This window comes from Microbulbifer celer, assembly GCF_020991125.1.
Classification (GTDB): Bacteria; Pseudomonadota; Gammaproteobacteria; order Pseudomonadales; family Cellvibrionaceae; genus Microbulbifer; species Microbulbifer celer.
The window spans coordinates 1,412,872-1,423,867 of sequence record NZ_CP087715.1; the positions used below are offsets into that span (position 1 = coordinate 1,412,872).

Genomic DNA, 10,996 nt, shown 5'->3' on the forward strand with positions numbered 1-10,996 from the left:
GCGAATTCCCCCGCACGCTTGGGATGTGTTGTTGGAGACACGCGGGGAAATACCAGCAACTCGCAGTGCTGGTGCTCTTTGCCTGCCGGGGGCTAATACCCGGCACCTATTCGCATGCCGATTGGGAGACGCGGTCCCATACAGCCGCTCCGTGTATGGCGGGTACCAGTCGGCAGTCGAATAGGTAAAACAAATCGGCACAGCAGATAGCGGATTCACCGGCGTTGCCTACCGCCGGGGCACATCCCACCGGCACCCCACACGCCACGGTGCCAGAGTCCGCTGCCTGGTGTGTCGAGCACCATCAAGAGCATTACAGAGCCGCAGAAGCGGACGGGGGCGTTAATGAGTGATAAGCGCGCTTTTCAGGGCGTTTGGATACCGGCAGAGCTGTGGCTCTCCAGGGACCTGAGCCTGCAGGAAAAGGTCATGCTGGTGGAGATCAGGAGCTTGTCTGTGGATGCCGCCAGGGGCTGTTACAAGTCGAATAAAGCATTCGCTGAATTCTTCAATCTGTCCGCATCCAGAGTGTCAGAAATAATCTCCAGCCTGGAGAAAAAAGGCTATCTGAAAATTGCCCAAAAGCGTGACGGGAAGCGAATTGTTGAGCGCAACATTTTCGTTCAAAAGGGGTATTCGGAATCCCGAAGGGGGTATTCGGAAAACGCGGCGAACCCTATTCGGAATCCCGAAGGGGGGTATTCGGAAAACGCTGAGGGGAGTAATACACCTAAGAGCAATACAGTAGGAGATATATCTACTGAGCACGAACCCCCTGTCGACCCGATCGAATCCGAATTTGATCAACTCTGGACTGACTACCCAAAACGCGCAGGTGGCAACCCTCGGGCCGATGCCCTGAAGGCGTACCGCAAGCAGAGAAAATCTCACCCGTTTGACGAAATCCATGCTGGATTGCTCCGCTATCGCCGGTTCTGTGAGCTGACCAACAAGATCGAGACTGAGTACGTCCAGCAAGCGAAAACATTCTTCGGCCCTGGCAAGCACTGGCAGGGCGATTTCCCGCTACCGACCCACGGAGGAAGCCGTGAAAACCATCGACCAAATCCGAAAAACGCCATTCGACGCATCGAGGAGCAGGCAGCAGCAGGATTCGCTGCTGCCGAGGCACGAGAAGCTGCTGAACGCCCTGTGGCAACGCATGACCCAACTGTTCGGCCACAAGTGGGTATCCCAGGAAGGTGAGATCCGAAACGAGCGCGGGGAGTATTCCAGAAACTTTCTGTTCTGGGCCCGCAAGACCGCCCACCTGAGCGATACGCAATGGCGCCGGGGGATGGATCACGTTGAGTACAAGGTTCGGGAGGCGGCCCGTCAGGGCGGTGACGACGAGTGGCCGCCCAGCTACGCAGCGTTCCTCGGGTTTTGCGACCCGCGCCCCGGATCACAGATGTACAAGTCATTCGAGCCCCTAAAGCTCCCCGACAAAGGGGCGCAGGAGCGGGCGCAGGAGGCCGGGGCTAGAGCCCTGGACGAGATGAAATCACTGTTCAACGAGGAAACCGCATGACCGTAACCAACCTATCAACCGCTCTGGAGCGGATCGAGAAAACCGACCCGAGCAGCCCGCTAGCGTGTTTCCGGGCGCGGGTACCAGGCAGTGTCAACACGATGTTTGCCGGTACCGTGCTGACCCAGCGCCGCATCGAGCAGGGAGATATTAACTACCTGGGCACATTCCACCGCGACAACCTCCCGGAGGCTCGCGAGAAGCTGCGCGAGTACGTCAGCGAGGCAGCGTAACGATCACCATCACAGGGTGGGCCCGCGCCAGTATGGGCGGGCAAATTATTTGAGGGTAGGGCATGAGCATAACTCACACAGCTACACAGAAAACTCTGAACGCTCGCGAGCTCATTAACGAGCAAATCGCGGCGTACCTGGAACGCGGAGGAAGCATTACCGAAATTCCGCGCGGACAGAGCGTCCACAATCTGCAGATTCGACCAGTTGAGGATAAAAACCGAGGCACTCGCCGCTGCTACGCTGACCCGAAGATGAATCTCCAGAGTGCGGAGGGTAAGGCCTCAAGCATCCGTCAGCGCCAGGCGAGGGAAAAATCCAGAGAGGCGCTCAGAAAGAACGCTGAGGCTCTGAATGAGGCCGCCCGTGCCCGGAGACAAAAGCAAATGCCGAAGGTCCGCCAGATGCTGGCCGAGGGGAAGAGCCGGCGCGAGATCGGAAAAGTCATCGGAGTTGCACACGGCACAATCAATTACTGGCTGAAACTGGAGAGGTCGACCGATGGGGAATGACAGAATTTGGAACCTCTTCATCACCCTGCTGTTGCTGGCGGGGCCCGCATTCGCCGCCTTGACTTCGTTCGGCCTTGCGTGGCTGTGCCACATATTGGGAGAGTCGTGGACGATGCCCATTGAGGTGATTCTGATTTTAGGCTCTGCCTGGATGGTTCACGGCTGCCGGGTGATTTGGGCAGAACGAAAATTTATTGAGGAGGTGGACGATGAAAGCCCCTGATAGTTTTGACTGGTTACCGGAAGTAAAGCGGGAGATCCGCAAGCAAGAGGTCAAAGACGCGATTGTCGGCGCCGTGGTGGCTCTGGTGTTTGTGGTTTGCACTTTGGGGATAGTGGGCTGATGGAGATCATCATTGGTGACCAGCAGTCTCTCCGCGAGCGGATGCTGGCTGTTTGGAATCTGGTGTGTCGCGGAATCCAGGCCGGCCCGGTGGTGGTAACACTCGGGCGCCCGAAGCGCGATGGCAACCAGAACCGCCACTTCCATGCCCTAATCGGTGAGATAGCCCAGCAGGTCACGGTGATGGGGAAACGCTACCGCCCTGAGATCTGGAAGGCAATGCTGGTGGACGCATTCGAGCAAGAGTGCGAGTCGATGGGCGAGCCGTTGAGTAAACCGGGTCAGGTGGTTCCCAGCCTGGATGGGCGTCGAGTGGTTACGGTGCGCCCCAGTACAACCGACCTCAAAAAACGAGAAGCGGCTGCGTTCATTGAGTTCCTGTACGCGCAGGGCGTGGATATGGGTGTGACGTTCACCCCGCCGACTATCGAGATATACGAACAGTACAGAGAGGCGAAGTAGCATGGGGGCAATCAAGCGGACGCCGGCAGACATAGCATTCAGCAAGTGCATTCGTGAGCGGGCAGGGTGGACCTGTGAGCGCTGCGGCGCGCAGCACCAGATCAATTCCATGGGACTGCACTGTTCGCATTTCCATGGTCGCGGCAAATGGTCGGTACGGTTCGACCCTGATAACGCGTTCTCGCACTGCTACGGATGCCACCAGTACCTGGGTAGCCGTCCACAGGAGTTCTCGGATTGGGTGCGCCGCCAGCAGGGAGACGGTCTGTTCGAAATCGTCCTGGAGCGGGCGAATGATACGAAGCTGGGCAGGCTGGCGAAGCGGGAAAAGGCGGAGATCGCGAAGTACTACCGGGACCAGCACAAGAACATGCTGACACAGCGCGATCTGGGTATTACCGGACGCCTCGAAATCGTGGGGTATTTCTGATGGACATTGACGAGCAGATTGCGTGTGTGAAGAAAGAGTATCAGCGTCGCAAGAGGCTTTTCCCGAAGCTGGTGGAAGACGGAAAGATACCTCGGGATATGGCGCAGGCTGAGATTGCCAGGATGAAGGCTGTGATGGAGACGCTGTCGCAGCTGAGGGCGCTGGCCGGGAGGCGTGAATGAGATTCGCAACAGCCCGCCAGGCGTGGCACGACGCCTATGACAGCCCCACGGCAGAATCCGATTACGAGGCGATGGTGGCCGGCAAGACCGACCGCAGCCGAACTCGCCGGCAGACCTACGACACGATCACCGACGACGAGGGCCGGGTTATCGCCAGCGCCCGGGTTCCGACCACCTACGCGGTTGAAACGCGAGTAGGGCGGGGCAGTAGCGCCCGCATCATGGATGCCTGTGAAAAGGGCATGGTCCAAAGCGTGATAGGCAAGATCCGCCAGCGCGATCCGCTGGCGTACTGCTGGGGTATGGCCGCCTACGCACCGCCAGCCTCCAGGGTAACCGAGCGCGCGGCGCTCCTGCAGCACCTTATGACCGAGTTCGATACATGGGGGGAGCCGCATGATCGGACCAAGGTCGGCCAGCTGGCGGTATTCTGCATCCAGGCCTGCGCCCTGCGAGATGTGAATGGCCGGCATGTGGATCTGCGGCAGGCGCGCATTATTCTGGCTGTGGACAAGGCGGAGTGGGATAGGGATTGGGTGCGGGTCTGGAGGCGCCTACAGCGGCGCCTGGACCCGTTGCCGGGCAGGGCTCTTGGGCCGGTTGCGGAGCTGGTTGAAGATTATCAGGAGAGATGCCGCGCTCAGAAATAAAGGCGCCTTTTTCCTCAAATAACCAAAGAAACTTGTTGCAAGGTGCCACTTGCAGTGGCACTATATCCATGTGGTTGAGAAAAAGACCACATCAACTGAAGAACTGGCCCATACCGGGCGCAGAACTAAGAGGAAAATATCATGGCTACTAAAACTCGCACTACCCGCACAGGCCGCGTGATCATCGAACTGGACGGCTGCTCAGACTACTACGGCGGCGCAATGGTGCAGGGCGCACTGATCTGCAAAGTCAGCCTGCCGGCCGACACTGACATAAATGAGTCGATCAACGAACTCCGTGCCCTGCGCGCTCCGGATGCTGGCCCGAACTACATTGGCGCCATTCGCGAAGCGCTTCCGGGTGTCCGCGTCCTTGAGTGGCGCCGGGTTCAGTAACCACAGCAAGCCCCGCTCCGGCGGGGCTCTTAATTTCTGGAGGATCTATGTCGAAACAAAAACGCCCCAGCATCTACCTGAACCCGCCGCTGGAAAAAGTGCAGGCGGCACTCAGAGAGGGACAGAGCTTTAGCGCCCGCCTTGGCGAAATCGCCGAGCGCTACGCCCTAATCTGCCGGCAAGTACCGGAACTGACCGACAGCGAGCGCAACATCATCGGCAACACCCTGTCCGGCTCGCTGGTGGAGCCCCTGCTGATCCGCCACTTGGACGGCGAGATTGAGGACAGCGACGCAGCCGACGAGTCCACTCTGCGCGACCTGGCGGAGCGCATACGCGGCATGAGCATCGCCGATCGCGTGGCACTAGTGGAGTCTCTCGACATGTGAGTTGACAATTTTGTCCCACGGCAGTACATTTTTACCAGCATGCGGTTTTTCCGCTCTGAACACCAGAAACCGGCCTTGAGCCGGTTTTTTTGTGCCTGAAAATCCATTTTCCCCAAGAATGGTCTTGCGCCCGCTCATCCCCCGAGCGGGCTTTTTTATTTGGAGCGCCCATGGATTTGATATTCATCGGCCTGGCCGTGGCCTGCGCGCTGCTGGCCGGCGGCCGGAGTCCGTTCCTGTGGCTGATCGCCGCGGAATTCGCGGTCTCTGCTGCCTGGATCAATCTACCTGTTGGCGACCCCTGGTGGTTCCTCGCTTACGCCGGCCAAAACTGTGTGTTTGTCTGGCTGGTAATGAAGGTTCGCCACCGGCTCGCCCGGGAGTACGCCGCCACCCTGATCCTGTCCGCCCTGCTATCGACGGCAGTATTCTGCGAATTTTTTGTAGGCGCATCAGTGGTTTACGCCGCCCGCCCCGCTCTGATGACGTGGCTGTGCATATATCAGCTGTGGCTGTCCGCCGTCGGCGCCGGCATGGCGGAGGGGACGATTCGGGAGGCGATCCATGGAGTACGTTATCGCAGCTCTGGCCGCCTCCGCCGTCCTCGTTTTGATAATCCGCCTCGGGATGTGGGTGGTCGGCTGTAAATGGTTTCACCGGTCGAAGCGCTGATTCATAAGCTGTCCACTGCCATCGCCTTCTTCGGCGGTCTGGCATCCGCGGTATTTGCCGAGCTGCAGGACCTGGTGGCCGCGAATGCCGCCGTCGTCGTCAGCATCACGGCCCTAGCGATCAACTGGTACTACCAGCGCCGCCGGGATCGTCGGGACCAAATTCGATTTGAGCAGGAGATGGAACAGTGAGCAGCACCAGTCAGCCCCCGCGGAAACCCCGCAGCGCCGTTTACCAAGTCGAAGAACTGAACACTCTGGCTGCGGAACTGGAGCGCGACGAGAGGCTGCGCCTGCGACCGTATCGCTGCACCGGCAACAAGCTGACCATCGGCATTGGCCGAAACCTGGATGATGTGGGGATCACCGAGGGGGAGGCTCGAACCCTGTTACGCGGCGATATTTCCCGGGTTCTGGGAGAGCTGGAAACGCAGCAGTGGTTCCATCCGCTCACCGGTGCCCGCCGCCGCGCGATCGCAAATATGTGCTTCAACCTGGGGCTTAATGGCCTGCTGCAGTTTCGCCGGATGATCGCCGCGATCCAGTCTGAGGATTGGGAGGAGGCCTCTGCACAGCTCCTGAATAGCCTCTACGCCCGCCAGGTCGGCGCTCGCGCTGATCGATTGGCTGAAATGCTGAGATCTGGCTGATGGATCTGAATCCCCTCGACTCGATACTGGATCTCGGCAAGGCCGCCATTGAGCGCATCTGGCCGGATCCCCTAAAGCGGGCAGAGGAGGTGCGCAAGCTCGAGGAGCTGCACCAGCAAGGCGACATGGCCCGGCTGGATGCGCAGGTGAAGCTGCTGCTCGGCCAGCTGGAGGTCAACAAGGCCGAGGCGCAGCACAAAAGCGTGTTTGTCGCCGGCTGGCGCCCCTGGATCGGCTGGGTTGGCGGTATGGCCATGGCCTACCAGTTCGTTATCTATCCGCCCCTCCTGTGGGCTTGGGCAATCTGGGGCGCCGCAGGTGTAGAGCCCCCTCCGGTGATGGAGACCGGTGCTCTGTTTTCGATCGTGACGGGCATGCTGGGCATAGGGGTAATGCGCAGCCACGACAAACGCGCTGGCACGCAGACAGATTCAATCCGGAGCAGGTAATGCGCACCGTAATCGTCAACAGTCGCGGCAAAGTGATGCCGACCCGGATCAGCAAAGAGGCCCGGGATATCACACCGGTGAATTTCGACTTCTCCCTACTGCTGCCCGAGATCGACAGCTACACCATTGAGGGCGACATGCCGGTAACCGGTGACACTCAGGACGGTGCCACTGTCACTGTGACACTGGACGAGGGCCGCGCGCACGGTCTGTACGACCTGGCTGTGATTGCGACTGGCGGAGGTGAGACGAGAGCGGCCACGGTCCAGATCAAGGTCGAAGATCGAGAGCGTGGCTGGAACGCGTGGCCGTATTACGGTTATGGCTATGGAGCGTGGTGGTAATGGCGTTGACTGCAAAACAGCAGCGATTCGTCGATGAGTACCTGATCGATCTCAATGCCACTCAGGCGGCTATCAGGGCTGGATACAGCGAAAAGACAGCTGCCGCAGTGGGCGCTGAGAACCTGAGAAAACCTCATATCGCAAAACTCGTTGCGGAAGCCAAAAGAAGCCGGTCCGAGCGCACCAAGATCGACGCCGACTACGTTCTCGGCCGCCTGGTGGAGATAGACCAGATGGACGTGCTGGACATCATGGCCGATGGAGGCTCACTGAAGCCGATCAAGGACTGGCCGAAGGTCTGGAGGCAGTTTATCGCCGGCATGGATCTGGCCGAGATTTGGGATGGCCGGGGCGAAGAGCGCGAAATTATCGGTGTGCTAAAGAAGATCAAATGGCCCGACAAATTGAAGAATCTCGAGCTCCTGGGCAAGCACATCGAAGTCAGTGCGTTCCGGGAGCAGGTGGATCACTCCAGTACTGACGGCTCAATGACTCCGCAACCCACCCGAATAGAGTTTGTCGCACCCGGTGACGACAGCGCGAATTGAACTTCCGCCAAAGCTGATACCAGTATTCAGTGGAGAGGCGGACTACCGTGGCGCTTACGGAGGCCGAGGGAGCGCGAAAACACGATCGTTTGCCCTGATGTCTGCTGTGTTCGGCTACCGGTTTGGCATGGCTGGCGTCAGCGGAATGATTCTCGGCTGTCGAGAGTTCATGAACAGCCTCGAGGACTCCTCGCTCGAGGAGATCAAGGCGGCGATCAGGGCCACCGACAAAGATGGCAATCTCCTCTATCCCTGGCTGGATGAATACTACGAGATCGGCGAGAAATACATTCGCAGCCGGGATGGTCGGATCAAGTACGGGTTTGCCGGCCTGCGTCACAACATTGACAGCATCAAGGGCAAATCGAGGGTGCTGATTGCCTGGGCCGATGAGGCAGAGCCGGTATCGCAAACGGCGTGGGACAAACTGGACGCGACCGTTCGAGAGGATGGATCAGAGGTCTGGGTAACTTGGAATCCGGAAAGCGAGGATTCCGAGACCAAGAAGCGGTACCAGGACAACCCGCCGCCGAACTCCAAAATTGTCGAGATGAACTTTCGGGACAATCCGTGGTTCCCGGCTCGGCTGGATCGAGTTCGCCGCCGACAAAAAGACCTCGATCCGGAGCGGTACGCCTGGATATGGGAGGGCAAGTGCCTAACCCTGTCTGATGCCCAGATACTGGCCGGGAAATGGGCTGTTAGGGAATTCGAGCCTGGTAGCAGCTGGAACGGCCCCTATTTCGGCCTGGACTTCGGCTTTGCCCAAGACCCCGCCGCAGCGGTTAAGTGTTGGGTTCATGACCAACGGCTATGGATTGAGTACGAGGGCGGCAAGACCGGCCTGGAACTGGACGATACCGCCGCATTTATGCGCGAGCGCCTGCCGGGCATAGACCGGCATGTGGTGAGGGCTGACAACGCCCGCCCCGAGTCAATCAGCTATCTGCGCCGCCACGGGATGCCCCAGGTGGTAGGCGTCAAGAAAGGCCCCGGCAGCGTAGAGGATGGCATTCGATACCTACGCAGCTTTCGGGAGATCGTCGTTCATCCGCGATGCGAAGAAACCGCGCGGGAATGCCGGCTGTACTCCTACAAAACCGACCGACTATCCGGCGATATTCTCCCTGTCCCGCTGGACCTGAATAACCACTATATCGACGCAACCCGCTATGCCCTGCAACCGATGATTGCAGCGGGGCTCAGTGGTTACGACCCGGTACCGGAAGAAAAAGCGAAAGACCCCCTGGACGACTACACCGACGACGACTTCGAGGCCGACGACTCGTGGAAAATGGCATGAATGATGAACTGACCGTTGAAGAGCTGAAGCGGCAGTTCGAAGATTTCGACGATACGACACGTGACGCGCGTCTGTGGTCCGAGAAATGCCGCGATTACCGCGACCTAAAGCAGTGGTCTGGTGATGAGATCGCCGAGCTTGCCCGCCGGAAGCAGGCGGCGCTGGTGATTCCGAAGATCCCCGAAAAGGTCGATTTCCTGTGTGGCCTGGAGCGGCAGCAGCGCATGGACCCCAGGGCCTGGCCGCGTACCCGGGAAGACGAAGACGCGGCCGATGCCATCACCGACGCGCTCCGGTACGTCGCCGACAACGTGGATTTCGACGAGACGGCCAGCGATGTATTTGAGCAGGGCATGATTGTCGAGGGCTACGCCGGCGCGATCATTGAGCCGAAGATGGTGCGCGGTCAGGTCGAGATAGCGGTCAATTTTGTCCCGTTCGACCGTTGCTACTACGACCCCTACAGTCGCAAGCGCGATTTCTCCGACTGCACCTATAAGGGGTTTGTGGTCTGGATGGATATGGCCGAGGCAAAGCGTAAATACCCAGAGAGTGCCGGGAAAATATCCGAGCTGCAGACTCAGTACAGCGGCGGTGACACATTCGACGATAAGCCACGCTGGGTGGATGGAAAGCGCAAGCGGGTGAAGGTCTGCCAGCACTATTTCCTGCACAAGGGTGTTTGGCATGTCGCTCACTTCACCGACCAAATATTCCTGCTAAAGCCTCAGCCGTGCCCTCTCGTGGATGAGTACGGTGAACCGGAGTGTCCGATCGAATTGGTTCATGCCTACATCACCCGCGATGGGGAGCGTTACGGCCTGGTTCTGTCGATGCTGGGATTGCAGGACGAGATCAACCACCGCCGATCTAAGGCGCTGCACAGTTTCAGCTCGAAACAGGTTCTGTACGAGACCGGTGCCCTGACTGACCCACGCAAAACCGCCAACGAGCTGAAAAAGGCTGATGGCGCTGTAGAGCTACCGCCGGGCTCCCTATCTGAAGGAAAGGTACAGATAGAGCGCAACACCGACATGGGCGCCGGCCAGTTTGAGTTGCTGCAGGAGGCGAAATCGGAGTTCGACTCCCGCGGTGCCAGCAATATCCTGAACAGCCTGTCGGCCAGCGGCGCGGAGATGAGCGGCCGCGCCCTCCGCACCATCCAGAACAACGCACAGATGGAAATCGGTCCGTTGATGGATGCCTACCGAGGTTGGAAGCGCCGCTGTTACCGCCAGATCTGGAACCGCATAAAGCAGTTCTGGGATGAGGAGAAATGGGTCCGTGTCACCGATGACGAAGACAACCTCAAGTGGATTGGCCTGAATCAGCCAGTAACCGTTGGAGACCGCCTGAAAGAGAAGGCCCAGGAAGGTGACGAGCGTGCAGTCATGATGCTGCGCGAAATGATCGCCAACCAGGATCCGCGCCTTAACGAGGTTTACGAGATCCGCAACAACGTCGCCGAAACCGATGTGGACATCATCATAGGTGAGGCGCCAGACGCGGTGACGGTGCAGCAGGAACAGTTCGAGACTATCTCCGAGCTGGCGAAGATTTACGGCCCGCAACATGTGCCATTTTCCACCATCGTCAAGCTTTCCAGCCTGCGTAATAAGGAGCGCGTCCTGGATGAGCTTAAGGGAGATCCACAACAGGCAGCCCGCGCCGCACAACTGCAAGAGATGCAGCAGCGCCTGCAGGAGTTGGCCGCGCAGCTTGACCTGGAGAAGACCGCCGCCGAGCGCGACCAGATCCGCGCGGAAACCGCCGAGATTGCCGCCAAGGTGCGCAAGCTGATGGCCGAAACCCGCAATACCGAGATTCAGACCCGGCAGACGGAAATCGAGAACGCCACAGTAACGGCATGGCCGGATATCAGACCAAACGTGAATATCTGACA

At 59.0% G+C, this 10,996-nt stretch carries 20 protein-coding genes; all 20 read left to right on the top strand.

All coding sequences use genetic code 11. The features are described 5' to 3' along the window. Positions 1 to 345 precede the first annotated feature (345 nt). Positions 346 to 1,206, top strand: coding sequence for a helix-turn-helix domain-containing protein (locus LPW13_RS05825; protein WP_230438488.1), 861 nt, complete (start codon positions 346 to 348; stop codon positions 1,204 to 1,206). After that, positions 1,163 to 1,531, top strand: a complete 369-nt coding sequence (locus tag LPW13_RS05830; protein WP_230438489.1) for a hypothetical protein — start codon at positions 1,163 to 1,165, stop codon at positions 1,529 to 1,531. Before LPW13_RS05825 ends, LPW13_RS05830 begins: the two co-directional genes overlap by 44 nt. Continuing rightward, the gene (locus LPW13_RS05835; protein ID WP_230438490.1) at positions 1,528 to 1,764 is read left to right on the top strand and encodes a hypothetical protein; all 237 of its coding nucleotides are present in this window, start codon (positions 1,528 to 1,530) and stop codon (positions 1,762 to 1,764) included. Before LPW13_RS05830 ends, LPW13_RS05835 begins: the two co-directional genes overlap by 4 nt. Before the next feature lie 62 nt (positions 1,765 to 1,826). Continuing rightward, entirely contained in the window at positions 1,827 to 2,276 is a 450-nt protein-coding gene (locus LPW13_RS05840; RefSeq protein WP_230438491.1) for a hypothetical protein, read from the top strand. Then, a complete protein-coding gene (locus LPW13_RS05845) occupies positions 2,266 to 2,499 on the top strand; it encodes a hypothetical protein (protein WP_230438492.1) in 234 nt (77 codons plus the stop codon). Before LPW13_RS05840 ends, LPW13_RS05845 begins: the two co-directional genes overlap by 11 nt. After that, the gene (locus LPW13_RS18150) at positions 2,486 to 2,620 is read left to right on the top strand and encodes a hypothetical protein (RefSeq protein ID WP_268932675.1); all 135 of its coding nucleotides are present in this window, start codon (positions 2,486 to 2,488) and stop codon (positions 2,618 to 2,620) included. The genes LPW13_RS05845 and LPW13_RS18150 overlap by 14 nt, the downstream gene beginning before the upstream one ends. After that, positions 2,620 to 3,081: a recombination protein NinB gene (locus tag LPW13_RS05850; protein WP_230438493.1), complete on the top strand. Its 462-nt coding sequence runs from the start codon at positions 2,620 to 2,622 to the stop codon at positions 3,079 to 3,081. Before LPW13_RS18150 ends, LPW13_RS05850 begins: the two co-directional genes overlap by 1 nt. 1 nt (position 3,082) lies before the next feature. Further along, positions 3,083 to 3,511 carry a hypothetical protein gene (locus LPW13_RS05855; RefSeq protein WP_230438494.1) on the top strand — a complete coding sequence of 143 codons (429 nt, stop codon included), beginning with the start codon at positions 3,083 to 3,085 and terminating at the stop codon, positions 3,509 to 3,511. Then, a complete protein-coding gene (locus LPW13_RS05860; RefSeq protein WP_230438495.1) occupies positions 3,511 to 3,693 on the top strand; it encodes a hypothetical protein in 183 nt (60 codons plus the stop codon). Before LPW13_RS05855 ends, LPW13_RS05860 begins: the two co-directional genes overlap by 1 nt. Next, complete coding sequence (locus LPW13_RS05865; protein WP_230438496.1) at positions 3,690 to 4,343, top strand: hypothetical protein; 654 nt, start codon at positions 3,690 to 3,692, stop codon at positions 4,341 to 4,343. Before LPW13_RS05860 ends, LPW13_RS05865 begins: the two co-directional genes overlap by 4 nt. A 141-nt stretch (positions 4,344 to 4,484) precedes the next feature. Then, positions 4,485 to 4,739, top strand: coding sequence for a hypothetical protein (locus LPW13_RS05870; RefSeq protein WP_230438497.1), 255 nt, complete (start codon positions 4,485 to 4,487; stop codon positions 4,737 to 4,739). A gap of 47 nt (positions 4,740 to 4,786) precedes the next feature. Continuing rightward, complete coding sequence (locus LPW13_RS05875) at positions 4,787 to 5,128, top strand: hypothetical protein (protein ID WP_230438498.1); 342 nt, start codon at positions 4,787 to 4,789, stop codon at positions 5,126 to 5,128. A 170-nt stretch (positions 5,129 to 5,298) separates the two neighbouring features. Beyond that, a complete protein-coding gene (locus LPW13_RS05880; protein WP_230438499.1) occupies positions 5,299 to 5,775 on the top strand; it encodes a hypothetical protein in 477 nt (158 codons plus the stop codon). Next, positions 5,776 to 5,991: a holin gene (locus tag LPW13_RS05885; protein WP_230438500.1), complete on the top strand. Its 216-nt coding sequence runs from the start codon at positions 5,776 to 5,778 to the stop codon at positions 5,989 to 5,991. After that, on the top strand, positions 5,988 to 6,449 hold the full coding sequence (locus LPW13_RS05890; protein ID WP_230438501.1) for a glycoside hydrolase family protein: 462 nt from the start codon (positions 5,988 to 5,990) through the stop codon (positions 6,447 to 6,449). The genes LPW13_RS05885 and LPW13_RS05890 overlap by 4 nt, the downstream gene beginning before the upstream one ends. Continuing rightward, entirely contained in the window at positions 6,449 to 6,898 is a 450-nt protein-coding gene (locus LPW13_RS05895; RefSeq protein WP_230438502.1) for a holin family protein, read from the top strand. The genes LPW13_RS05890 and LPW13_RS05895 overlap by 1 nt, the downstream gene beginning before the upstream one ends. Further along, a complete protein-coding gene (locus LPW13_RS05900) occupies positions 6,898 to 7,242 on the top strand; it encodes a hypothetical protein (RefSeq protein WP_230438503.1) in 345 nt (114 codons plus the stop codon). Before LPW13_RS05895 ends, LPW13_RS05900 begins: the two co-directional genes overlap by 1 nt. After that, entirely contained in the window at positions 7,242 to 7,790 is a 549-nt protein-coding gene (locus LPW13_RS05905; RefSeq protein WP_230438504.1) for a terminase small subunit, read from the top strand. The genes LPW13_RS05900 and LPW13_RS05905 overlap by 1 nt, the downstream gene beginning before the upstream one ends. Beyond that, entirely contained in the window at positions 7,771 to 9,093 is a 1,323-nt protein-coding gene (locus LPW13_RS05910; protein WP_268932676.1) for a PBSX family phage terminase large subunit, read from the top strand. The genes LPW13_RS05905 and LPW13_RS05910 overlap by 20 nt, the downstream gene beginning before the upstream one ends. Then, the gene (locus LPW13_RS05915) at positions 9,090 to 10,994 is read left to right on the top strand and encodes a portal protein (RefSeq protein ID WP_230438506.1); all 1,905 of its coding nucleotides are present in this window, start codon (positions 9,090 to 9,092) and stop codon (positions 10,992 to 10,994) included. Before LPW13_RS05910 ends, LPW13_RS05915 begins: the two co-directional genes overlap by 4 nt. Positions 10,995 to 10,996: the final 2 nt, after the last annotated feature.

Excerpts from the sequence above, each read along its gene's own strand:
- LPW13_RS05825 (WP_230438488.1), top strand. The coding sequence starts at position 346 with ATGAGTGATAAGCGCGCTTTTCAGGGCGTTTGGATACCGGCAGAGCTG.
- LPW13_RS05830 (WP_230438489.1), top strand. The coding sequence starts at position 1,163 with ATGACCCAACTGTTCGGCCACAAGTGGGTATCCCAGGAAGGTGAGATC.
- LPW13_RS05835 (WP_230438490.1), top strand. The coding sequence starts at position 1,528 with ATGACCGTAACCAACCTATCAACCGCTCTGGAGCGGATCGAGAAAACC.
- LPW13_RS05840 (WP_230438491.1), top strand. The coding sequence starts at position 1,827 with ATGAGCATAACTCACACAGCTACACAGAAAACTCTGAACGCTCGCGAG.
- LPW13_RS05845 (WP_230438492.1), top strand. The coding sequence starts at position 2,266 with ATGGGGAATGACAGAATTTGGAACCTCTTCATCACCCTGCTGTTGCTG.
- LPW13_RS18150 (WP_268932675.1), top strand. The coding sequence starts at position 2,486 with ATGAAAGCCCCTGATAGTTTTGACTGGTTACCGGAAGTAAAGCGGGAG.
- LPW13_RS05850 (WP_230438493.1), top strand. The coding sequence starts at position 2,620 with ATGGAGATCATCATTGGTGACCAGCAGTCTCTCCGCGAGCGGATGCTG.
- LPW13_RS05855 (WP_230438494.1), top strand. The coding sequence starts at position 3,083 with ATGGGGGCAATCAAGCGGACGCCGGCAGACATAGCATTCAGCAAGTGC.
- LPW13_RS05860 (WP_230438495.1), top strand. The coding sequence starts at position 3,511 with ATGGACATTGACGAGCAGATTGCGTGTGTGAAGAAAGAGTATCAGCGT.
- LPW13_RS05865 (WP_230438496.1), top strand. The coding sequence starts at position 3,690 with ATGAGATTCGCAACAGCCCGCCAGGCGTGGCACGACGCCTATGACAGC.
- LPW13_RS05870 (WP_230438497.1), top strand. The coding sequence starts at position 4,485 with ATGGCTACTAAAACTCGCACTACCCGCACAGGCCGCGTGATCATCGAA.
- LPW13_RS05875 (WP_230438498.1), top strand. The coding sequence starts at position 4,787 with ATGTCGAAACAAAAACGCCCCAGCATCTACCTGAACCCGCCGCTGGAA.
- LPW13_RS05880 (WP_230438499.1), top strand. The coding sequence starts at position 5,299 with ATGGATTTGATATTCATCGGCCTGGCCGTGGCCTGCGCGCTGCTGGCC.
- LPW13_RS05885 (WP_230438500.1), top strand. The coding sequence starts at position 5,776 with ATGGTTTCACCGGTCGAAGCGCTGATTCATAAGCTGTCCACTGCCATC.
- LPW13_RS05895 (WP_230438502.1), top strand. The coding sequence starts at position 6,449 with ATGGATCTGAATCCCCTCGACTCGATACTGGATCTCGGCAAGGCCGCC.
- LPW13_RS05900 (WP_230438503.1), top strand. The coding sequence starts at position 6,898 with ATGCGCACCGTAATCGTCAACAGTCGCGGCAAAGTGATGCCGACCCGG.
- LPW13_RS05905 (WP_230438504.1), top strand. The coding sequence starts at position 7,242 with ATGGCGTTGACTGCAAAACAGCAGCGATTCGTCGATGAGTACCTGATC.
- LPW13_RS05915 (WP_230438506.1), top strand. The coding sequence starts at position 9,090 with ATGAATGATGAACTGACCGTTGAAGAGCTGAAGCGGCAGTTCGAAGAT.